We start from the raw sequence: 20,212 nt of genomic DNA, 5'->3' as shown, positions 1-20,212 counted from the left end.
TCTTTATTCACTTAAAATTTCAGGCGGCCAGTTTACGGCGGTTATACAAACCGCCCAACAAACCGGTGAAGCATCCGATGAGTAACCCGCTGACGTGCGCGGCGTTGGCGATCTGGCCGAAACCGATCATCGAGACCAGTCCGGACATGCAAATCACCAGCCACACCAGCATCATCACCAGCACGCCACGCGGCAGGCGATACGCCGGGTTCGGCGCCAGCAACTGGAAAATCCAGCAATGGCCGAGCAAACCGTAGAGCACGCCGGACAAGCCGCCAAACAGGCTCGGGCCGCTCCAGGCAAACTGCGCGTAGTTCGACACCAGGCTGAACAGCAGGGTCAGTCCGAGCAGGTTGATGCTGCCCTGACGTGACTCGATGCGCCGCCCCAGCTCCCAGTACCACATGCCGTTCATGGCCAGGTGCAGGATGCCGAAGTGCAGCAGCATCGGCGTGAACAGGCGCCACCACTGCCCCGCCGCCAGGCTGTCGGCCAGCGGCGTGAACTGGATGTACTCGCCGACCACGCGGAAGTCGAGGAAGGTCAGCCAGCGAATGGTCTCGAGGTTGTCGCCCAGATAGGTCAGGCCACCGACCAGCAGGCTCAGCAGCAGGATCAACCCGGTGGCCTTGGCGTGTTTGAGTTGCTCGGCGAAGCTCGGACGCTTGAAAGTCGGCGCCAGCGGGATGTCCAGTTGCTGATCGGGATCGCCGGCCGGGAAGCGCTCGTACAGCGAACGCACGTCCTCGCTGATTTCCGAAGGCGCCCACAGCACCTGCTCGCCCGCCTCTTCGCTGACTCGATGCGGCACCTGCATCCGTTGCAGCAGCTTGACGAAACCGCTCAGATCCACCGCCAACGGCAGACGCAATACCGCTACCGCACTCATTGCAGCACCTCCGGCCGCTCGACATCGACCCAGACAAATTTATGCGGATCCAGACGTGTTTCCTGATCCAGACGATAGGCCACCAGTTTGCCGTAGAGCACCGCGCTGTAATCGAGACACGCGAGGTTCGGGCGGATCGGCGCCGGTTTGCCGCTGCGCCAGTAGTGGCCGACGAACAGCAAGGGCTCGTCAATGCCGTAGCGCAGCAGGTTGTTTTTCTCGCTGGAGGTCAGCGGTTTCTGCGCCACCGGCTCCGGCAGCGCATCTGGCTGGAAGACGATGTCGCCGTAGGTTTTCGGGTCGTCTTCCCAGAATTTGGTGCGGAAGAACGAGCGCACCAGACCGTCGCCGCTGGTCATGGTCAAGCCATCCGGCAGGCGCATGTCGGTGCCGCGCAGCAAGCGGTCGAACACGGTGCAGGCGAAACTGCCGGGCACGGCCGACGCCTGGAGAAAGTGCTCGTCGATGCGCGCATCGGGAAACAGCCCGCGCAATGGTTCGATCAGGCTGGCATCCCAACAGGCGTGCACCACACGGAAGCGTCCGGCATCAACCACCAGCGGCAGTTCGTAGAACCAGTTGAGAAAGTCATGCCAGTCGCCCGGATGGTCTTCGAACTGGGTCAGGGTTTCGTGCAGCAGGCGCGCGTGCCGCGGCGTGTGCTCACGGACGAACTGCTTGCCGCTGCCCGGCAGCGCCGGCGTGCTCCAGCCCAGTGCGTTGAATTCGTGGTTGCCCATGATGCACAGCGCCTGCCCGGCCTCGACCATGTCGTGGACGATGTGCAGTGCCTCGCGGATTCGCGGGCCACGGTCGATGATGTCGCCGACGAACACGGCCATGCGCGATGGATGCCGCCAGACCCCGCCCTGCTTGTGATAACCGAGACGGTCAAGCAAGTGTTCGAGGGTCAGGGCGCATCCGTGCACGTCACCAATCAAGTCATAACTGCGCGCGGGATCGAGCATCAGTCGCCTCCACCACCCAACTTGCTGCCCCAGCCGAGCTTGGTCCGGCAGACTTCGTAGTAGTTGTGGTCGAGCGGGTGAATCAGCCGCAGCTTCTGGGCTTTTTTGCTGACGGTGATGGTGTCGCCCGGCGCGCAGGTGAAGTGGTTCTGCCCGTCGCAGGAGACCTGCGGGTAGATCTGCATGTTTTTCGACACGACGATTTTCAGCTCACTGTTGCCATCGACCACAATTGGCCGGCTCGACAACATATGGGGGTACATCGGCACGATCACAATGGCATCGAGCTTGGGATGCATGATCGGGCCACCGGCGGACAGCGCGTACGCGGTGGAACCGGTCGGCGTGGCGACGATCAGGCCGTCGGCCTTCTGGCTGCAGACGAACTGGCCGTCGATGTACAGCTCGAACTCGATCATCCGCGTCGATTTGCCCGGGTGCAGCACCACGTCGTTCAACGCATCGCCCTGGCCAATGGCCTCGGCATGCCGGCGCACCTCGGCTTGCAGCAGGAAGCGGTTTTCCACCAGATAATGGCCGTCGAGCACCTTGGCCACTTCGACTTCCAGCTCATCGGGGCGAATGTCGGTGAGAAAACCGAGGCTGCCACGGTTGATCCCGAGTACCGGAATATTGTGCTTGGCCAGCGCCCGCGCGGCGCCGAGCAGGCTGCCGTCACCGCCGACGACGATGACCATGTCGCAGACTTCGCCGAGCATCTTGCGCGACGAGGTTTGCAGGCCGTGGCCCGGCAGGACTTCGGCGATGGTGTCTTCGAGAATCACGTGCAGGTGACGATCGAGCAGAAAGCGTTTCAGTCGGCGGACGGTATCCAGCACCTGGGAACTGCCCAGGCGACCGATGATGCCGATATTACGAAATTGCTCCATGGGACCTCTGCGGACAATCGAAAACGCGAAAAACACGATTATGGGCGAAAGCCCGCGATAGACAAAATCCTTTCAGCCTCAAGGGTGCGCGCGTGTTTAAGGCTATGCTCGCAAGATGATCCTGTTTCCCGACCTGCTCCAGTTGCCACACCAATTACGCCATCCGGAAGTGCGTGACCTGGCGTGGGTGATTCTCGCCCCGCCGATGCTGGCCGCGACGCCGTGGCCGCAGCGCCATCCGCTGGCCGGCAGCGACTGGGTCAGTGATCCGCAGCGCCTGGAGCACTGGCTGCGGCAACTTGATCGTGACAGTTATGGCTTGCTGCACTGGCTGTCGCAGGCGCGCACCCGGCGGCTGGGCCTGTATTACGAACGGTTGTGGCAGTTTGCGGTGCAGCATGCGCCGGGCATCGAACTGATCGCCGCCAACCTGCCGATCCGCCGCGAAGGCCACACCCTCGGCGAGCTGGACATGTTGCTGCGCGACCGCGACGGCGTGCATCACCTTGAACTGGCGATCAAGCTCTACCTCGGCCCGCAGGAAGGCGACGGCCACGACCCGGCGCAATGGCTGGGGCCGGGTTGTCATGATCGACTGGACCGCAAACTGGCGCATCTGGCCGAACACCAACTGCCGATCTCGGCGCGCCCGGAAAGCCGTGAGGTGCTGGCGAAGCTGGGTATCGAGGCGTTCAGTGCGCAGTTGTGGCTGGGCGGTTATCTGCTGTACCCGTGGCCCGGTCAGGCCGAACCACCGAAAGGCGCGCATCCGCAGCACCTGCGTGGCAGTTGGCTGCATCAGAAGGATTGGCCGGCGTTCGTCGCCCAGCGTCCGGCCGGGCGCTGGCAACCCCTGCCCCGCCATGCGTGGCTCGCGCCGGCACACTACCCGGCGGATCAGACCTGGAGCGCTGAACATCTGCAGATGTGGCTGGACGACCTGGAACCGATGGCCCCGGCGCAACTGCTGGTACGCCTGACCGAGAATGCCCGGGGCGAATGGGAAGAGGCGGAGCGGTTGTTTCTGGTGGCGGATCTTTGGCCGAATGTGCCGGGGCAGGCCTGAGTTTCTGCAGTGCCTGGACCGGCCCTTTCGCGAGCAAGCCCGCTCCCACAAGGGGATGGCATTCCAATTTCTACATTTGGAATGCTGCTCAAAATGTGGGAGCGGGCTTGCTCGCGAAGGGGCCAACGCGTTCTAGATTGATAACCGCAACGCCAAAGCCGCCAAGGTAATCAACAACACCGGCACCGTCAGCACAATCCCGACCTTGAAGTAATAGCCCCAACCAATCCGGATATCCTTGCGCGCCAGCACATGCAGCCAGAGCAAGGTCGCCAGGCTGCCGATCGGGGTGATTTTCGGCCCCAAGTCGCTGCCGATCACGTTGGCGTAGATCATCGCTTCCTTGATCACACCGCTGGCCTGACTGGCATCGATCGACAACAAGCCGATCAGCACTGTCGGCAAGTTGTTCATGATCGACGACAACAGCGCGGTCAGCACCCCTGTGCCCAGCGCCGCGCCCCATACGCCGTACCCGGCGAACACATCCAGCCAGCCAGCGAGATACCCGGTCAGCCCGGCATTGCGCAGGCCATACACCACCAGATACATGCCGAGGGAGAAAATCACGATCTGCCACGGCGCCTCTTTGAGCACCTTGCGCGTGGAAATCTTGTGGCCACGGGCGGCGATCCCCAGCAGCAGCGCCGCGCAGACCGCCGAGATCGCGCTGATCGGGATGCCCAGCTGTTCGAGGAAGAAGCAGCCGATCAACAGAATCACCAGCACTACCCAACCGGCATAGAACGTGGCCTTATCGTGGATCGCCGTGTGCGGCTGTTCGAGCTGTTCGGGATCGTAAGCCTTAGGGATGTCGCGACGGAAAAACCACATCAGCACGCCCAGCGTCGCGGCCACGCTGACGAAGTTGACCGGCACCATCACCGCCGCATAGCGGTTGAAGCCGATGTGAAAGAAGTCCGCCGAAACGATGTTGACCAGGTTCGACACCACCAGCGGCAGGCTCGCGGTGTCGGCGATGAAGCCGGCGCCCATGACGAACGCCAAGGTCGCCGCCGGGGAAAAGCGCAGCGCCAGCAGCATCGAAATCACGATCGGCGTGAGGATCAGCGCCGCGCCGTCATTGGCGAACAACGCCGACACCAGCGCGCCGAGCAGCACCATGAAGGCAAACAGCTTGCGCCCACTGCCCCGCCCCCAGCGTGCTACATGCAGCGCAGCCCAGGCGAAGAACCCCGCTTCGTCGAGCAACAGGCTGATGATGATCAGCGCAACGAAGGTGCCGGTGGCGTTCCAGATGATCTGCCACACCAGCGGAATATCGCTCAGGTGCACGACGCCGAAGATCAGTGCCAGCACGGCGCCGAGCGTCGCGCTCCAGCCGACCCCGAGGCCTTTGGGTTGCCAGATGACAAGGGTGATGGTCAGCAGGAAGATCAGTGACGCAGCGAGCATTCGCGACAGCCTTCAATTATTCAATGAGTGGAGATCCAAACGTGGGAGCGGGCTTGCTCGCGAAAGCGGTGTGTCAGATGACAACTTTGTGTCTGACACACCGCTTTCGCGAGCAAGCCCGCTCCCACAGGATCTCTGTTTTATCGCAGCTCTGACCAGATTATTTTTTGTGTTGTTCCACAAATTTCCCATACGCATTGATGAAATTCTGCAGGAACGGTTTCACCGACTCGCTCAACTTGCCCGCCTCGTCAAACGCCGAACCCGCGCCACCCAGATACGCTTCCGGCTGCTGCATGCACGGCACATCGAGAAACACGAAGGACTGGCGCAAATGCTGGTTGGCGCCAAAACCGCCGATCGCCCCCGGCGACACGCTGATCACCGCACCCGGTTTGCCGCTCCAGACGGCTTTGCCATACGGCCGTGAACCCACGTCAATCGCATTCTTCAAAGGCGCCGGCACCGAGCGGTTATATTCCGGGGTGACGAACAGCACCGCGTCGGAAGAACCGACTTCCTGGCGGAAAGTGCTGTAGGCTGCCGGCGGTGAATCGCCGTCGATGTCTTCGTTATAGAGTGGCAGGTCGCCAATCTCGACAATCTTCAGTTTGAGGTTCGCCGGTGCCAGTTGGGCCAGCGCCAGCGCGACTTTGCGGTTGATCGATGCTTTGCGCAGGCTGCCGACGACTACAGCGACGTTGTAGACATTGCTCATGGAAGACTCTCGACTGTCGGTGGGAAGAGCCAGTAGTTATAGATGATTCGATGACAGTTTCACCAGCGAGCAAGGGAAATTCATGCGCGCTGATTATTTTTTTCCTGTAGGAAAACTTACAGGGCTTGATGACGGTCTACCAAGCCGCAAATCAAGCGTTTTATCTCCAGAGGTTCTAAGCAGATGGCAGCAGTACTCGTCGGTCAGTTCCATGCAAGAGATGCGGAAGGCCGCGTTTATTCCGTGCATGAGTTCCAGGAATCCACCCCGTCGGCAGACGGTTCCACTGGCTCGGAGCCGATTTACAAACTGGCCATTGGCGATCGCGTCAACAAAGTCAGTGACACCGAGTTTCTCCTGGTTCAGTCAGGTATCACCCTGACCCGTGAGCCTGAGACAACCGTCGCGTCATAACTGGCCGTTATGAGCAGAAGTCATATGCGCAGACTTGGGGTAGGATTCAGCCACTGACCCCACCTGCTGAACATGGACTTCACGCATGCGTTTACGTCATATCGAAGTGATTCAGGCGCTCTTGCAGACCGGTCACCTGGGCACCGCCGCCGAATGGCTGCAGCTCCCGGTGACCGAGGTCGAAGAGCGTTTGCGCGAAGCCGAGAGCGAGTTGGGGTTCATGCTGTTCGCCAGCGTACGCGGCCGGCTGCAATCGACGCCTGAAGCGCGGGCGTTGCAGGTGGAAATCGCTCATGTCTATCAGGCGCTGGAGCCGGTGCAGCGTCTGGCCAGCAGCCTCAAGCAATACCTCGCCCCGCCCCTGCGCATCATCGGCACCCCGCCGCTGGCGCAACAGCTGTTGCCGCAAAGTATCGCGCTGCTGCGCCGACGGTCGCCCGACGCTCCTTGCCGCTTGCTCAGCTCTCCGACCTGCGACATCGTCCGCAGCCTGCTGCTGCGCGAAAGCGATCTGGGCCTGAGCCTGCACGATCCGGAACACCCCGACATCCACTGCCAGCCATTGGCCCACGGCAAGCTGCAACTGCTCGCGCCCCACGGCTGGCTGCAACCGAAGCAGAAATACATTTCCCTGCAGGATCTGGCTGGCCAGGCAATGGTTGGCCTCGAAGGCCACGACCCATTGAGCCCGGCGCTGGAGAACAAACTCCAGGCCCTGCGCCCGGCGCCGAGCATCCAGACCCGAGTACAAACCCATCAGATGATGCGCAGCATGGTCGAGGCCGGCGAAGGCCTGGCCATCGTCGACCCATTCACCGCCCTCGGCGCGCGGACGAGCGGACTGGATGTCTGCCCGTTGTCACCGGCGGTGCCGATCAGCCTGTATGCCCTGACCTACCGACACAGCGCCACGCCGACAGCGATTCAGACCCTGCTGACGATCGTCACGGAACAAGCCGAGGCGATGCTGGCGAGCTGAGCGGGTTTTCCAGCGGGTTATCGAACAGCCGGTACCAGAACAGCGCAATTTCCGCAGTGTTCGGATCAATCCCGCGATAACGCAAATGGTCGATACCGCCAATCTCGTAGCCACAACGCTCATACAAACGACAGGCGCCGAGGTTGTTGTTCTGGGTTTCGAGCATGATCCCCGGCAGTTTTTTCTTGCGACTCCAGAAGTGCGCGACATCCAGCAACGCCTTGGCCACACCATGCCGGCGCGCCGGTGCGTGCACCGCCAGCTCATCGATATGGGCGAAGCCATTCCAGTTGGTGCTGATCACCAGATGACCGACCGGCTCATCATCGAGATACGCCATGAAAATCGCGCTGTCGGCGGCATCGCGATAGCTGCTGAACTCTTCAGGGTCGATGCCATAGCACTTGCGGTACGGCACGATCGGCGTCACCGCCCAGCGCTCGACCGGTTGACCAATGACGGCGGCACCGTACGCGGCGACCTCGAAACTGAAGTCGCTGCCCCAGATGTACGCCGCGAAACCATCGTCGGCGACGCGCACCGACAGCCCTGGGTATTTCGGATTCATGACCGGTTGCATACTCGGAAAAGTCCTCATTCCTTGACGCAATCGACGGTGTACTGCCGTCCATTGCCCTCGTCTTCATGTTGCAGTCCATGCACATCAGCGACAAAACCGGGGAAGCTGCTATCGAACGTGCGGGCAAACTTCAGGTAGTCGATGATCGAGCGGGTCGACTCGGTGAAGCGCTCGCCGGGCATGATCAACGGAATTCCCGGTGGATACGGCACCAGCATCACCGCCGCGATCCGTCCTTCCAGCTCATCGATCGGCACCGCCTCGACTTCGCCGCGCACCAGATGATCATAGGCATGGGCCGGCTTCATGGCGATTTCCGGCAGTACCGTGTACATGCGCTTCAGATGTTTGGCGGTGGCGTTGCTGCGGTAACAGGCGTGCAGTTGATCGCACAGGTCACGCAGGCCCATGCCGCGATAGCGCGCGGTATCTTGCTGCGCCACGCAAGGCAGGCAAGTGGCCAGACTGACGTTGGCGTCGTAACTGCGCTTGAATTCCAGCAATTCGGTGAGCAGCGTGCTCCACTTGCCCTTGGTGATGCCCATCGAGAACAGCACCAGGAACGAATACAGCCCGGTCTTCTCCACCACCAGCCCGCGCTCCCAGAGGAACTTGCTGACCACCGCCGCCGGGATGCCCTTCTCGCTCAGCGCGCCACCGGCGTTCAACCCGGGCATGACCAGGGTCACTTTGATCGGGTCGAGCAGCACATAGTCGTCACTGACTTCGCCGAAGCCGTGCCAGTCGGCGTCCGGCTGCAGCAGCCAGTCTTCAGTCTGCACCCGGTCGATGCCTTCGACGCCGGGCGGCTGCCAGATCGAGAACCACCAGTCGTCCGCCGCAATGTGCTGGCGCAGATTGGCCAGCGCCCGGCGAAAACTCAGCGCCTCATCGAAGGTTTCCTGCAGCAGCGAGCGCCCGGCCGGGCCTTCCATCATGGCCGAGGCCACATCCAGCGAAGCGATGATGCTGTACTGCGGCGAGGTTGAGATGTGCATCATGAACGCTTCGTTGAAACGGTCACGGTCCAGTTGCCGCGCGCCGCCGTCCTGCACATGAATCATCGAGGCCTGGCTGAATGCGGCGAGCAGCTTGTGCGTGGAATGGGTAGTGAACACGAGTGGGCTGTCTTCTGTGCGCGAGGTGGCCATGCCATAACGCCCGGCGAAGAACTCGTGAAACGCCGCGTAGGCGTACCACGCCTCATCGAAATGCAGCACTTCGACGCTGTTGCCCAGGCTCTGCTTGATCAGCTCGGCGTTGTAGCACAGGCCGTCGTAGGTCGAGTTGGTCACCACCGCCAGTTTGACTTTCGGCGCCCGGCCTTTGGTCAGCGGGCTGGCGTCGATCTTGGCCTGGATCGACTCGCGGCTGAATTCGCTCAGCGGAATCGGGCCGATGATCCCCAGCTCATTGCGCTCCGGGCACAGGTACAGCGGGATCGCGCCGGTCATGATGATCGCGTGCAGCACCGACTTGTGGCAGTTGCGATCGACCAGCACCAGATCATCCCGACCGACCATCGAGTGCCAGACGATCTTGTTGGCGGTCGAGGTGCCATTGATCACGAAAAACGTGTGATCGGCGCCGAAGTTGCGCGCCGCACGCTCTTCGGCCTCAGCCAGCGGGCCGGTGTGATCGAGCAGCGAACCGAGTTCCGGCACCGATACCGACAAGTCCGAACGCAGGGTATTTTCGCCAAAGAACTGGTGAAACGCCTGCCCCACCGGACTCTTGTGATAAGCCACGCCACCGCCATGCCCGGGGGTGTGCCAGGAATAGTTGGAGTCGGCGGTGTGCTGCACCAGCGCCTTGAAAAACGGCGGCAGCAGACCGTCCAGATACTTGCGCGCCGCCCGCGCCACTTGCCGCGCCAGAAACGGCACAGTGTCTTCGAACAGGTAGAGAATGCCGCGCAGTTGATTGAGCTCGGCCATGGCATCGGCGGGGGCGTTTTCCAGAGTGACCTGTTCGCCCAGCGCGAAGATCGGCAGATCCGGCGCCCGCACTCGCGCCAGACCGATCAGTTCAGCCATGTTTTGGAGTAGATGCGAGTTGGTGCTGGCGTCTTCGGCAGCGATCAGCATGCACGCCAGACCATGATGGGTGGAGGCCACCAACCGCCCTTCGGTGTAGTCGATGGCCGAAACGATATTGAAACCTTCCTGCTCCAACTCCCGGGCGATGCCACGGATACGGTCACCGGCGACCGTGTCGGCCTTGATGTCGCGGTGGACGATCAACACCGGAAACTTCAAATCTTTGTACATGAGGCTCAGTGTCCTGAGGCGGCGGATCAAAGTCTGCCAATGCACTCAGGGTAGAGGGTTGCAGCGAAAGTGGCGAGGGTGGCCAGTTGGCTTCATTCAGCCTGACTCGGCTTTTGTGGCGAGGGAGCTTGCTCCCGCTGGGGCGCGAAGCGGCCCCCAGTATTCGTTCAGCATCAATAGTGCATTCAGGTTTTATGACTGCTTCGCAGCCAAGCGGGAGCAAGCTCCCTCGCCACAGAGGGGGTCAAGCTTGAGCATCAGCCTCGGCAATCTGCGTCCACAACGCCGGCCCGCCCGCCGACTTGGCAATGATCTCCAGCCGCGCCATATGCGCCGCCAGTTCCTCTTCCGTCGCCCGAATGATCCGCGCAGGCTGACGACTCGCCGGCAGACGACGGATTTCGGTGGCGGAGTTGTCCGCGCCCTCGCCCGTGCCATTGCCGTCGGAAGCGTTGCCGGCCAGCGACAGACTGGTCTGGCCACCGGTCATGGTCAGGTAGACGTCGGCGAGAATCTCCGAGTCGAGCAAGGCGCCGTGCAGTTCACGGCCGGAGTTGTCGACGCCATAACGTTTGCACAAGGCGTCGAGGCTATTGCGCTGCCCCGGGTGACGTTCCCGGGCCATCATCAGGGTGTCGAGGATGGTGCAGTGCTGCGTGATGTCAGCGCGATCGTGCTGACCCATCAAGGCAAATTCGTTGTTGATGAAGCCAACGTCGAACGCCGCGTTATGGATGATCAGTTGCGCGCCGTTGATGAACTCGAAGAACTCGTCGGCCACTTCGGCGAAACGCGGTTTGCCGACGAGGAATTCGTTGGTGATGCCGTGAACGCCGATCGCGCCTTCGTCACTCTCGCGATCCGGTTGCAGGTAGACGTGAAAATGCCGGCCCGTCAGGCGCCGACCGATCAGTTCGACACAGCCGATTTCAATGATCCGGTGACCATCGGTCACCGGCATGCCGGTGGTTTCGGTATCGAGTACAACGGATCTGGTGGCCATCAGTGTTCAATTCTCAACGGGGTCAATCGTGCAAAAGCGGCGATGTTAACACGCTCGGTGGGGGTGTTTCAGGTAGACCGAGTCGCTCCATTCGCGAGCAAGCCCGCTCCCACAATTGATCTGCGGTGGACACAGTGCTGATGTACGCAGGAGATCCAGTGTGGGAGCGGGCTTGCTCGCGAAGGCCACGACTCGGTGCAACGGAGGGAATCAGCTCTGCTTGTACCCGCGAACTTCATCCACCCCACGGTTGGCCAATTGGTCCGCCCGTTCGTTACCGTGATGACCAATGTGCCCGCGCACCCACTTCCAGGTGACCTTGTGCCGGTTGACCTGCTCGTCCAGCTCTTTCCACAGATCAGCGTTTTTCACCGGCTCTTTCGCCGCCGTCTTCCAGCCGCGCTTTTTCCAGTTGGCCATCCACTCGTTGATGCCCTTCATCACGTATTGCGAGTCGGTCACCAGCAGCACTTCGCACGGCCGTTTCAAGGCTTCGAGGCCACGGATGGCGCCGAGCAGTTCCATGCGGTTGTTGGTGGTATTGGCTTCGCCGCCCCACAGTTCCTTTTCGACGCCCTTGCACACCAGCAAGGCGCCCCAGCCGCCCGGGCCGGGGTTGCCCTTGCAGGCACCGTCGGTGAACAGTTCTACGCTATCGACGCTTTCGCTCATGCCACTCTATCCAGAAAAATGCCTGGCCCCGTCAATCGCGGATCGACGATGGCCGCGGCCGGAACAAGTCCGGCCACTATAAAAAGAAGGTTTACGGTTCGATACGACGGCGGTTGACCTTGGCCATCGGCAGCGGAATCAGCTTGCCCATCGGCTCGCGGCGCTCCTGACGCACCGGGCGTAGGCCAACCACGATCTTGCGCGCGACCAATAAATAGAAGCCACCGCCCGACAGTTGCCAGTCGCCGGCCTTGCGTTCCCAGCCGGCCAGTCGGGCCTGCCACTTGGGCGACGCGAGCGGCGGACGATAGCACCCGAAGCGGCGTTTCTCCAGCGCAAAGCCCAGCAGATTGAGCCAGTCGGCGACCCGCGATGGCGAGATGCAGCGTGCCTGGCGCAAGGCGTCGTGGGCAAATACGTGGCGCAAACCCCAGGTGCTCCAGGGGTTGATGCCGATGATCAGCAGATGCCCGCCGGGGCGTACGCTGCTCGCCGCTTCGCGCAGCAAACCGTGGGGTGACAGGCAGAAATCCAGACCGTGCTGCAATACCACCACGTCGGCGGCGTGCTCACTCAATGGCCAGGCCTGTTCCTCGCAGACGATCTCGACACCCGGCAACGGTGCGCCGAGCCGCACGTTGCGCTGCACCTGCGGCGCCGACGGCGGGGTCTGGGCCGACGGCCCGTAATGCACCAGATAGCCGCCGAAGAACCGCCCCAACTCGTCTTCGAGCATGCGCCGTTCTTCATCCAGCAGAAATTGCCCGAGCGGGCCGGCCAGCCATTCACGGGCCGCGCCGATCAACGCCAGCCAGTCGGGATCGGCCTGAGCGAACGCTTTATCGGTCATGTCATTCTCCAACGCCGCTAGAAGCTCTAAGATGCGCCAATGTTTTCCGCTTGGCGAATTCCGACGATGATACAGATCAGTGCCCTGCCCGCGTTCACCGACAACTACATCTGGTTGTTACAGGATCACCGCACCCAGCGCTGCGCCGTGGTCGACCCGGGCGATGCCGCGCCGGTGCAGGCCTGGCTGGCCGCACACCCGGGCTGGGTACTGAGCGACATTCTGATCACCCATCACCATCACGATCACGTCGGCGGCGTCGAACGCCTGAAAGCGGCAAGCGGCGCCAAAGTCTACGGCCCGGCCAGCGAAAACATCCCGGGGCGCGACGTGGCGCTCAAGGACAACGACAAGGTCAGCGTGCTCGGCTGGGATTTCGATGTCTATGCGGTGCCCGGTCACACCCTCGGCCACATTGCCTATTACCACCACGGCCTGCTGTTTTGCGGCGACACCCTGTTCGCCGCCGGTTGCGGACGCCTGTTCGAAGGCACGCCGGAGCAGATGCACCACTCGCTCGGCCGTCTCGCCGCTTTGCCCGAGGATACGCTGGTGTATTGCACCCATGAATACACCCTGAGCAATCTGAAGTTTGCTGCGGCCGTCGAACCGAGCAACCCGGACATTGCCGCCCGTCTGGAAAAAGTCAGCCAACAACGGGAAAAAGGCGTGATGACCCTGCCCTCGACCCTGGCCCTGGAAAAGCTCACAAATCCGTTTTTGCGTACCGCTGAAACATTAGTTACACAAAAAGTGGACGAACGGGCAGGCGCTCAAAACCGGGCGCCGAGTGAGGTTTTTGCGGCTCTGCGGGCATGGAAAGATAATTTCTAAGTGACTCACCAGCTGGTACAAAAATTCTGAATGGTTGACCGCAGGGGGTGCGCTTTCTAGAATCGCCCGACATTTTTGCCCGGAACTTACTTCCAGCCAATGTCGTCATCCATACGTAAGTCCGTCAATTCAGACACGCTGACCCGCCTGGCGCAAGCCATCGCGGTGGCTGTGTCCGCCACGTTGGCGGGCTGTTCCAGCCATGCTCCGCAGCCTGAAGCGAGCCATACGCCGAACATTGCTGCGCGAGCCAAGCAGAAACCGATCTGGCTCAGCGAAAAGCCCAGCCCGCAGGTGCCTCAGGACATCTGGGAGCGCATGCGCGGTGGTTTCCAGCTGCAGGACGGCCTGGGCGTCAACCCGCGCATCGAGCAGCAGCGGCTGTGGTTTGCCAGCAACCCGTCCTTTCTGGAGAACGCCGGCGAACGCGGCAGTCTCTACATTCATTACATCGTCGAGCGTCTCGAAGAGCGCAACATGCCGCTGGAGCTGGCCCTGCTGCCAGTGATCGAGAGCGCCTACAACCCGATGGCCTATTCCCGGGCCGACGCTTCGGGCCTGTGGCAATTCATTCCGTCCACCGGTCGTTACTACAACCTGCGCCAGACCCGCTTCTATGATGGCCGTCGCGATATCACCGCCTCGACCACCGCCGCGATGGACTACCTGACTCGTCTGCACGACATGTTCAACGGTGACTGGCTGCTGGCCCTGGCGGCCTATAACGCCGGTGAAGGCACGGTCAGCCGCGCCATCGAGCGTAATGAGAAGCTTGGCCTGCCGACCGATTATTGGAACCTGTCGTCGTTGCCGGCGGAAACCCAGGCCTACGTACCGAAGCTGCTGGCCCTGTCGCAAGTGGTACTGGCCCCGGAAGCCTACGGGGTGAACCTCAACCCGATCGCCAACGAACCGTATTTCCAGGTCGTCGAAATCAACCAGCGCATGGACCTGTCCAAGGTCGCAGCGGTGGCCAACATCGACGAAGACGAGCTGTTCCAGCTCAACCCGGCCTTCAAGCAGCGCACCACCATCGACGGCCCTCAGCATCTGCTGGTGCCGACGTCGAAGGCGCAATTGCTGACCGCCAGCCTGCAGACCATGCGGCCTGAAGAGCTGATCAGCCCGCGCTCGCTGAAGCCGGTGTTCGACGGGGCCGACCCAAGTGAAGTGGCGAAGCTGAAGCGCGCCTATCGGGTCAAGCGCGGTGACAACCTCGGTTCCATTGCCAAGGCCAACAAGGTCGAAGTCAAGGACCTGCAGCGCTGGAACAAGCTGACCGGTAAGAACCTCAAGGTCGGCCAGACTCTGGTGATGCAGGACAACACCAAGCGCACCCCGGCGCGCAGCGGTGGCCGGGTCAACACGGTGATCGCCGCCAACAGCAAGACCAAAGGCAAGGCCGACAGTCAGCAGCAGACCCAGTACAAGGTCAAGCGTGGCGACACCTTGTATGTGGTGGCCAAGCGTTTCAACGTCGAGATGCAACATCTCAAGCGCTGGAACCCGGGTGCCGGCAAGGCCCTCAAGCCTGGGCAGATGCTCACGGTTTACCAGCCGCACTGACAGAAGAGCCCCTGAATTTTCAGGGGCTTTTTTTCGCCTGGCGCCTGGCTTGATTTTGTTGGCGCCCTCAAAATTTCTCCCCCTCACCCCAACCCTCTCCCCTCAAGGGGGCGACGGGAAAAGTGAGCAGATTGGGGGCTTTTTCAAACCTGAGTTCAACTCGATATTTCAGGTCGGCGTACTTCTCATAAACACCTCGGTCAGTCCCCTCTCCCTCCGGGAGAGGGTTAGGGTGAGGGGCTCTTGGCCTTGCCGATTAACCCCACATTAACCTCTGTCTTTTTCCTGTCCAGACAAGCTGTTACTGTACGGCCCACAAAGCCCAAGCCGCCTGGATCGGATCTGACTTGAAGCGTCCCCTCCTCCTGCTCCTGATCAGCCTGGCCTTGAGCTCACCCGCAAGCGCGACGATTACCGAAAGTCACGGTTATGCGCAGTTCGGCACGCTCAAGTACCCGGCCAGATTTACCCACTTCGACTGGGTCAACCCGCAAGCGCCCAAGGGCGGTACGTTGCGGGTGATGGCGTTCGGCACCTTCGATACGGTCAACCCATACACGTTCAAGGGCACCAGCCCGGTTACCACACCGAATTTCCTGCAGTACGGCATCAATGAGCTGAACGAACCGCTGATGGTCGGCACCGGCCAGTATTCGCCGTCCGGCGACGAGCCAGCATCGAGCTATGGCCTGATCGCGCAATCGGTGGAGTACAGCGAAGATCGCAGCTGGGTGGTGTTCAATCTGCGCCCGGAAGCGCGCTTTCACGACGGCACCCAGATCACCGCCTACGACGTGGCGTTCTCCTACCGAACACTGCTCAAGGACGGCCACCCGCTGTACCGCACCGCCCTGCAGGAAGTCTCGCGGGTCGACATCCTCAACCCGCAGCGCATTCGTTTCGTGATGAAACGCTCGGGCAATCCGTTACTGATCCTGCGCCTCGGCGAGTTGCCGGTGCTGCCGCAGCATTACTGGAAGGATCGCGACTTCAAGGCCACCACCTTCGAACCACCGCTGGGCAGCGGCCCGTACCGCATCACCTCGGTGACGCCGGGGCGGCAGCTGATTTTCGAGCGGGTCAAGGATTACTGGGGCAAGGATCTGCCGGTCAATCGCGGCAAGTACAACTTCGATCGCATGGAAGTCGAGTTTTACCGAGACAGCGACGTGGCCTTCGAAGCGTTCAAGGCCGGTGAATTCGACATCTACATCGAGCATCAGGCGAAGAACTGGGCCAACGGCTACAACTTCCCGGCGGTGCGCCGTGGCGACGTGATCAAGGCGCAGATTCCGCACCAGATCCCGACCCAGAGCCAGGGCCTGTTCATGAACACCCGGCGCGCAACCTTCAGCGACGTCAAGGTGCGCGAAGCGCTGGGCCTGATGTTCGACTTCGAATGGACCAACCGCGCGCTGTTCAGCGATGCCTACCAACGCACCACCAGCTACTATCCCAACAGCGAATTCAGCGCCAGCGGCCTGCCGGTCGGGCATGAATGGCTGATGCTCAAGCCGTACAAGGATCAGTTACCGACGAAGCTGTTCACCGAGCCGTTCAGCCTGCCGCAAACCGATGGCCGTGGCATCCCGCGAGAGACCATGTGCAAGGCCCTGGCGCTACTCGCCGAGGCCGGCTGGAAGCTCAACGGCCAGCGCCTGCAAAACACCGCAGGGCAGCCGCTGAGCTTCGAACTGCTGCTGGTCAACCCGAACCTTGAGCGGATCCTCCAGCCCTATATCGAGAACCTTAACAGCATCGGCATCGACGCACGCCTGCGCACGGTGGATCGCGCCCAGTACAAACAGCGCCTGGACCAGTTCGATTTCGACATGATCCTGATGACCCTCAACCAGACCCTCAGCCCGGGTCTGGAGCAATGGCAGTACTTCCATTCCAGTCAGGTCGGGGTCAAGGGCAGCAAGAATTACGCCGGTATTGCCAACCCGGTGGTCGATCACCTGCTCGAACAATTGCTCGCCGCGCAAACCCGCGACGAACAGGTCGCCGCCGGCAAGGCGCTCGACCGCGTGCTGCTCTGGCAGCACTACAGCATTCCCAACTGGTACCTCAATTATCACCGACTGGCCTACCGCAACCGGTTGGCCTTCGTCACCACGCCGCCCTACACCCTGGGCCTGAGCGCGTGGTGGCTGAAATCTTCGGAGAACAATAAATGACGCCCATCCGCGCCCTGCTCGTGCAGGCCAGCGGTCTGCTGTTCGCCGGGCTGGCGATTGCCGCCCCGCAACACGCTGTGACCCTGTACAACGAGCCGCCGAAATACCCGGCGGACTTCAAGCAGTTCGATTACGTGAACCCCGACGCGCCCAAGGGCGGGATCTTCCGTCAGGCCGGGTTCGGCGGCTTCGACAGCCTCAACCCGTTCATCAGCAAAGGCGTGCCGGCCGATGATATCGGGCAGATCTACGACACCCTGACCAAGCACAGCCTCGACGAGCCGTTCACCGAGTACGGCCTGATCGCCGCGAAGATCGAGAAAGCCCCGGACAACAGCTGGGTACGTTTCTACCTGCGCCCGGAAGCGCGTTTTCACGATGGCCATCCGGTGCGCGCCGAAGACGTGGTGTTCAGCTTCCAGACCCTGACCAAGGACGGCTCGCCGCTGTTTCGCGGTTACTACAGCGATGTTGAAGAGGCCATCGCCGAAGACCCGCTCAAGGTGTTGTTCAAGTTCAAGCACACCAACAATCGCGAGTTACCGCTGATCCTCGGCCAGCTCCCGGTGCTGCCGAAACACTGGTGGGCCAGCCGTGATTTTTCCAAGGGCAATCTGGAGATACCGCTGGGCAGCGGCCCGTACAAGGTCGCCGAAGTGAAGGCCGGACGCTCGGTGCGCTATGAGCGGGTCAAGGACTACTGGGGCAAGGATCTGCCGGTCAATCGCGGGTTCTACAACTTCGACGTAATGACCACCGATTACTACCGCGACAACACCGTCGCCGTCGAAGCGCTGAAGGCCGGCCAGTTCGATTACTGGCTGGAAATGACCGCGAAGAACTGGGCCAACGCTTACAACATCCCGGCGGTCACCGAAGGCCGCTTGATCAAGGAACAGATCGCCAACAGCAACCCGACCGGCATGCAGGGCTTCGTTTTCAACCTGCGCCGTCCGGTGTTTCAGGATGTACGGGTGCGGCAGGCGCTCGGTCTGCTGTTCGATTTCGAGTGGACCAACAAACAGCTGTTCAACGGTGCCTACTTCCGCACTCGCAGCTATTTCGAGAACTCGGAAATGGCCGCCACCGGCCTGCCCGACGCCGAGCAACGGGCGATCCTCGAACCGTTTCGCAGCAAATTGCCGGCGCAGGTGTTCAGCGAAGCCTTCGAGAACCCCAAGACCGACGCCAGCGGCATGATCCGCGCCCAACAGCGCGAGGCCTATCAATTGCTGCAAGAGGCTGGCTGGAAGATCGTCGACGACAAAATGGTCGACGCCAACGGCAAACCGGTGGTCATCGAATTCCTGCTGGCGCAGACCGAATTCGAACGCGTGCTGCTGCCGTTCAAACGCAATCTGGCCGACCTCGGCATCGATCTGGTGATCCGCCGTGTCGACGTTTCGCAATACATCAACCGCGTGCGTTCGCGGGACTTCGACATGATGGTCGGCAGCTTCCCGCAATCCAACTCGCCGGGCAACGAGCAGCGCGAATTCTGGATGAGCGCCGCCGCCGACAAACCGAGCAGCCGCAACACCATGGGCCTGAAGGATCCGATCGTCGATCAACTGGTGGAGAACCTGATCAACGCCGACTCGCGCAGCAGCCTGGTGGCGCACGCCCGGGCGCTGGATCGGGTGCTGCAATGGGGTTACTACGTGGTCCCCAACTGGCACATCAAGACCTGGCGCGTGGCGTACTGGAACCACATCGGTCACCCGAAAGTCTCGCCCAAATACGACATCGGGATTAACACCTGGTGGGTCAAGCCTGACGCGAAGCCCGCCATAGAAGTCGAAACCAAACTGCAAGCCGACCCTGTGGGCACGGAGTAATCAGATGCTGGCGTATATCTTTCGGCGACTGCTGCTGATCATCCCGACCCTGTTCGGCATCCTGCTGATCAACTTTGTGATCATCCAGGCCGCGCCCGGCGGCCCGGTGGAGCAGATGATCGCCAAGCTCGAAGGCTTCGAAGGCGCCACCAGCCGCATCGCCGGTGGCGGTGCCGAGGTCTCGGTGGCCGGCTCCGCGTATCGTGGCGCGCAAGGCCTCGACCCGGCGCTGATCAAGGAAATCGAACACATGTACGGGTTCGACAAGTCGGCCCCGGAACGTCTGTGGATCATGGTCAAGAACTACGCGAAGCTGGATTTCGGCGACAGTTTTTTCCGCGACGCCAAGGTTATCGACCTGATCAAGGAAAAGATGCCGGTATCGATCTCGCTCGGGCTGTGGAGCACGCTGATCATGTACCTGGTGTCGATCCCGCTGGGGATCGCCAAAGCCACCCGACACGGCAGCCACTTCGACGTCTGGACCAGCTCCGCGATCATCATCGGCTACGCGATCCCGGCGTTCCTCTTTGCGATTCTGCTGATCGTGGTGTTTGCCGGCGGCAGTTATCTGGACTGGTTCCCGCTACGCGGGCTGACCTCGAACAACTTCGATGAACTGAGCCTGGGCGGTAAGATCCTCGACTATTTCTGGCACCTGGCGCTGCCGGTGACCGCGCTGGTAATCGGCAACTTCGCGACCATGACCCTGCTGACCAAAAACAGCTTCCTCGACGAGATCAACAAGCAGTACGTGGTCACCGCCAAGGCCAAGGGCCTGACGCGCAATCGCGTGCTCTACGGCCATGTGTTCCGCAACGCCATGCTGCTGGTGATTGCCGGGTTCCCGTCAGCGTTCATCGGCATCTTCTTCACCGGCTCGTTGCTGGTGGAAGTGATTTTCTCCCTCGACGGTCTGGGTCTGATGAGTTTCGAAGCGGCGATCAATCGCGATTACCCGGTGGTGTTCGGCACTCTGTTCATCTTCACCCTGCTCGGTCTGGTGGTGAAACTGATCGGCGACCTCACTTACACCCTGGTCGATCCGCGCATCGACTTCGCCAGCCGGGAGCATTGAG

The 20,212-nt window shown here is 61.4% G+C and carries 18 protein-coding genes; 8 read left to right on the top strand and 10 right to left on the bottom strand.

Annotation, left to right across the window (positions count from 1 at the left end; genetic code table 11):
- Positions 1 to 19 precede the first annotated feature (19 nt).
- Genes E4T63_RS11830 through E4T63_RS11820 form a run of 3 tightly spaced genes read right to left on the bottom strand, consistent with a single transcriptional unit; the run spans position 20 to position 2,747 of the window.
- Positions 20 to 889, bottom strand: coding sequence for a rhomboid family intramembrane serine protease (locus tag E4T63_RS11830; protein WP_135295536.1), 870 nt, complete (start codon positions 887 to 889; stop codon positions 20 to 22).
- Positions 886 to 1,860: a metallophosphoesterase gene (locus E4T63_RS11825; RefSeq protein WP_372241222.1), complete on the bottom strand. Its 975-nt coding sequence runs from the start codon at positions 1,858 to 1,860 to the stop codon at positions 886 to 888. The genes E4T63_RS11830 and E4T63_RS11825 overlap by 4 nt, the downstream gene beginning before the upstream one ends.
- On the bottom strand, positions 1,857 to 2,747 hold the full coding sequence (locus E4T63_RS11820; RefSeq protein WP_003224174.1) for an NAD(+) kinase: 891 nt from the start codon (positions 2,745 to 2,747) through the stop codon (positions 1,857 to 1,859). Before E4T63_RS11820 ends, E4T63_RS11825 begins: the two co-directional genes overlap by 4 nt.
- Positions 2,748 to 2,862: 115 nt before the next feature.
- Here E4T63_RS11820 and E4T63_RS11815 point away from each other — a divergent pair, with 115 nt between their 5' ends.
- Positions 2,863 to 3,813, top strand: coding sequence for a DUF1853 family protein (locus E4T63_RS11815; protein ID WP_135295535.1), 951 nt, complete (start codon positions 2,863 to 2,865; stop codon positions 3,811 to 3,813).
- Between the two features lie 132 nt (positions 3,814 to 3,945).
- Here E4T63_RS11815 and E4T63_RS11810 read toward each other — a convergent pair whose 3' ends face one another.
- Positions 3,946 to 5,229 (bottom strand): arsenic transporter, encoded by a 1,284-nt coding sequence (locus E4T63_RS11810; protein ID WP_098968286.1) that lies wholly within the window; start codon positions 5,227 to 5,229, stop codon positions 3,946 to 3,948.
- Positions 5,230 to 5,389: 160 nt separating this feature from the next.
- Positions 5,390 to 5,947: an NADPH-dependent FMN reductase gene (locus tag E4T63_RS11805; protein WP_135295534.1), complete on the bottom strand. Its 558-nt coding sequence runs from the start codon at positions 5,945 to 5,947 to the stop codon at positions 5,390 to 5,392.
- 183 nt (positions 5,948 to 6,130) lie between these two features.
- On the opposite strand from E4T63_RS11805, the gene E4T63_RS11800 reads away from it, so the two are divergent.
- Both E4T63_RS11800 and E4T63_RS11795 read left to right on the top strand, forming a co-directional pair.
- Positions 6,131 to 6,361: a hypothetical protein gene (locus E4T63_RS11800; RefSeq protein WP_007965845.1), complete on the top strand. Its 231-nt coding sequence runs from the start codon at positions 6,131 to 6,133 to the stop codon at positions 6,359 to 6,361.
- 85 nt (positions 6,362 to 6,446) lie between these two features.
- Positions 6,447 to 7,340, top strand: coding sequence for a LysR substrate-binding domain-containing protein (locus E4T63_RS11795; RefSeq protein WP_135295533.1), 894 nt, complete (start codon positions 6,447 to 6,449; stop codon positions 7,338 to 7,340).
- On the opposite strand, the gene E4T63_RS11790 is transcribed toward E4T63_RS11795, so the two are convergent.
- The 5 genes from E4T63_RS11790 to E4T63_RS11770 form a co-directional block, all read right to left on the bottom strand.
- Positions 7,306 to 7,920: a GNAT family N-acetyltransferase gene (locus E4T63_RS11790; protein WP_135295532.1), complete on the bottom strand. Its 615-nt coding sequence runs from the start codon at positions 7,918 to 7,920 to the stop codon at positions 7,306 to 7,308. The genes E4T63_RS11795 and E4T63_RS11790 overlap by 35 nt on opposite strands.
- A 14-nt stretch (positions 7,921 to 7,934) precedes the next feature.
- Positions 7,935 to 10,190 carry an Orn/Lys/Arg decarboxylase N-terminal domain-containing protein gene (locus E4T63_RS11785; protein ID WP_135295531.1) on the bottom strand — a complete coding sequence of 752 codons (2,256 nt, stop codon included), beginning with the start codon at positions 10,188 to 10,190 and terminating at the stop codon, positions 7,935 to 7,937.
- A gap of 244 nt (positions 10,191 to 10,434) precedes the next feature.
- Positions 10,435 to 11,193 carry a DNA polymerase III subunit epsilon gene (dnaQ, locus tag E4T63_RS11780; protein ID WP_027613146.1) on the bottom strand — a complete coding sequence of 253 codons (759 nt, stop codon included), beginning with the start codon at positions 11,191 to 11,193 and terminating at the stop codon, positions 10,435 to 10,437.
- 210 nt (positions 11,194 to 11,403) lie between these two features.
- Complete coding sequence (gene rnhA / locus E4T63_RS11775) at positions 11,404 to 11,865, bottom strand: ribonuclease HI (RefSeq protein ID WP_003224162.1); 462 nt, start codon at positions 11,863 to 11,865, stop codon at positions 11,404 to 11,406.
- A 91-nt stretch (positions 11,866 to 11,956) separates the two neighbouring features.
- Positions 11,957 to 12,715 (bottom strand): methyltransferase domain-containing protein, encoded by a 759-nt coding sequence (locus tag E4T63_RS11770; protein ID WP_003224159.1) that lies wholly within the window; start codon positions 12,713 to 12,715, stop codon positions 11,957 to 11,959.
- 66 nt (positions 12,716 to 12,781) lie between these two features.
- Here E4T63_RS11770 and gloB point away from each other — a divergent pair, with 66 nt between their 5' ends.
- The 5 genes from gloB to E4T63_RS11745 all read left to right on the top strand — a co-directional run bounded on the left by gloB (position 12,782) and on the right by E4T63_RS11745 (position 20,211).
- Positions 12,782 to 13,549, top strand: a complete 768-nt coding sequence (gene gloB, locus E4T63_RS11765) for a hydroxyacylglutathione hydrolase (protein WP_135295530.1) — start codon at positions 12,782 to 12,784, stop codon at positions 13,547 to 13,549.
- A 99-nt stretch (positions 13,550 to 13,648) separates the two neighbouring features.
- Positions 13,649 to 15,115, top strand: a complete 1,467-nt coding sequence (locus E4T63_RS11760) for a LysM peptidoglycan-binding domain-containing protein (protein ID WP_135295529.1) — start codon at positions 13,649 to 13,651, stop codon at positions 15,113 to 15,115.
- 347 nt (positions 15,116 to 15,462) lie between these two features.
- The gene (locus tag E4T63_RS11755) at positions 15,463 to 17,295 is read left to right on the top strand and encodes an extracellular solute-binding protein (protein WP_135295528.1); all 1,833 of its coding nucleotides are present in this window, start codon (positions 15,463 to 15,465) and stop codon (positions 17,293 to 17,295) included.
- Positions 17,292 to 19,133 carry an extracellular solute-binding protein gene (locus tag E4T63_RS11750; protein WP_135295527.1) on the top strand — a complete coding sequence of 614 codons (1,842 nt, stop codon included), beginning with the start codon at positions 17,292 to 17,294 and terminating at the stop codon, positions 19,131 to 19,133. The genes E4T63_RS11755 and E4T63_RS11750 overlap by 4 nt, the downstream gene beginning before the upstream one ends.
- A gap of 4 nt (positions 19,134 to 19,137) precedes the next feature.
- Complete coding sequence (locus E4T63_RS11745; protein ID WP_003224148.1) at positions 19,138 to 20,211, top strand: microcin C ABC transporter permease YejB; 1,074 nt, start codon at positions 19,138 to 19,140, stop codon at positions 20,209 to 20,211.
- The last annotated feature ends 1 nt before the right edge of the window (position 20,212 follow it).

Source organism: Pseudomonas fluorescens, from assembly GCF_004683905.1.
In the GTDB taxonomy this organism is placed as follows: domain Bacteria; phylum Pseudomonadota; class Gammaproteobacteria; order Pseudomonadales; family Pseudomonadaceae; genus Aquipseudomonas; species Aquipseudomonas putida_A.
Note: the sequence above shows the minus strand (reverse complement) of the source record. Positions and strands in the feature narration are given on the sequence as shown.

Bases quoted from the DNA above. Each gene is read 5' to 3' on its own strand.
- E4T63_RS11815 (WP_135295535.1), top strand. From the start codon at position 2,863: ATGATCCTGTTTCCCGACCTGCTCCAGTTGCCACACCAATTACGCCAT.
- rnhA (WP_003224162.1), bottom strand. From the start codon at position 11,865: ATGAGCGAAAGCGTCGATAGCGTAGAACTGTTCACCGACGGTGCCTGC.
- E4T63_RS11810 (WP_098968286.1), bottom strand. From the start codon at position 5,229: ATGCTCGCTGCGTCACTGATCTTCCTGCTGACCATCACCCTTGTCATC.
- E4T63_RS11800 (WP_007965845.1), top strand. From the start codon at position 6,131: ATGGCAGCAGTACTCGTCGGTCAGTTCCATGCAAGAGATGCGGAAGGC.
- E4T63_RS11790 (WP_135295532.1), bottom strand. From the start codon at position 7,920: ATGCAACCGGTCATGAATCCGAAATACCCAGGGCTGTCGGTGCGCGTC.
- gloB (WP_135295530.1), top strand. From the start codon at position 12,782: ATGATACAGATCAGTGCCCTGCCCGCGTTCACCGACAACTACATCTGG.
- E4T63_RS11795 (WP_135295533.1), top strand. From the start codon at position 6,447: ATGCGTTTACGTCATATCGAAGTGATTCAGGCGCTCTTGCAGACCGGT.
- E4T63_RS11830 (WP_135295536.1), bottom strand. From the start codon at position 889: ATGAGTGCGGTAGCGGTATTGCGTCTGCCGTTGGCGGTGGATCTGAGC.
- E4T63_RS11760 (WP_135295529.1), top strand. From the start codon at position 13,649: ATGTCGTCATCCATACGTAAGTCCGTCAATTCAGACACGCTGACCCGC.
- E4T63_RS11770 (WP_003224159.1), bottom strand. From the start codon at position 12,715: ATGACCGATAAAGCGTTCGCTCAGGCCGATCCCGACTGGCTGGCGTTG.
- E4T63_RS11785 (WP_135295531.1), bottom strand. From the start codon at position 10,190: ATGTACAAAGATTTGAAGTTTCCGGTGTTGATCGTCCACCGCGACATC.
- E4T63_RS11750 (WP_135295527.1), top strand. From the start codon at position 17,292: ATGACGCCCATCCGCGCCCTGCTCGTGCAGGCCAGCGGTCTGCTGTTC.
- E4T63_RS11820 (WP_003224174.1), bottom strand. From the start codon at position 2,747: ATGGAGCAATTTCGTAATATCGGCATCATCGGTCGCCTGGGCAGTTCC.
- E4T63_RS11805 (WP_135295534.1), bottom strand. From the start codon at position 5,947: ATGAGCAATGTCTACAACGTCGCTGTAGTCGTCGGCAGCCTGCGCAAA.
- E4T63_RS11745 (WP_003224148.1), top strand. From the start codon at position 19,138: ATGCTGGCGTATATCTTTCGGCGACTGCTGCTGATCATCCCGACCCTG.
- dnaQ (WP_027613146.1), bottom strand. From the start codon at position 11,193: ATGGCCACCAGATCCGTTGTACTCGATACCGAAACCACCGGCATGCCG.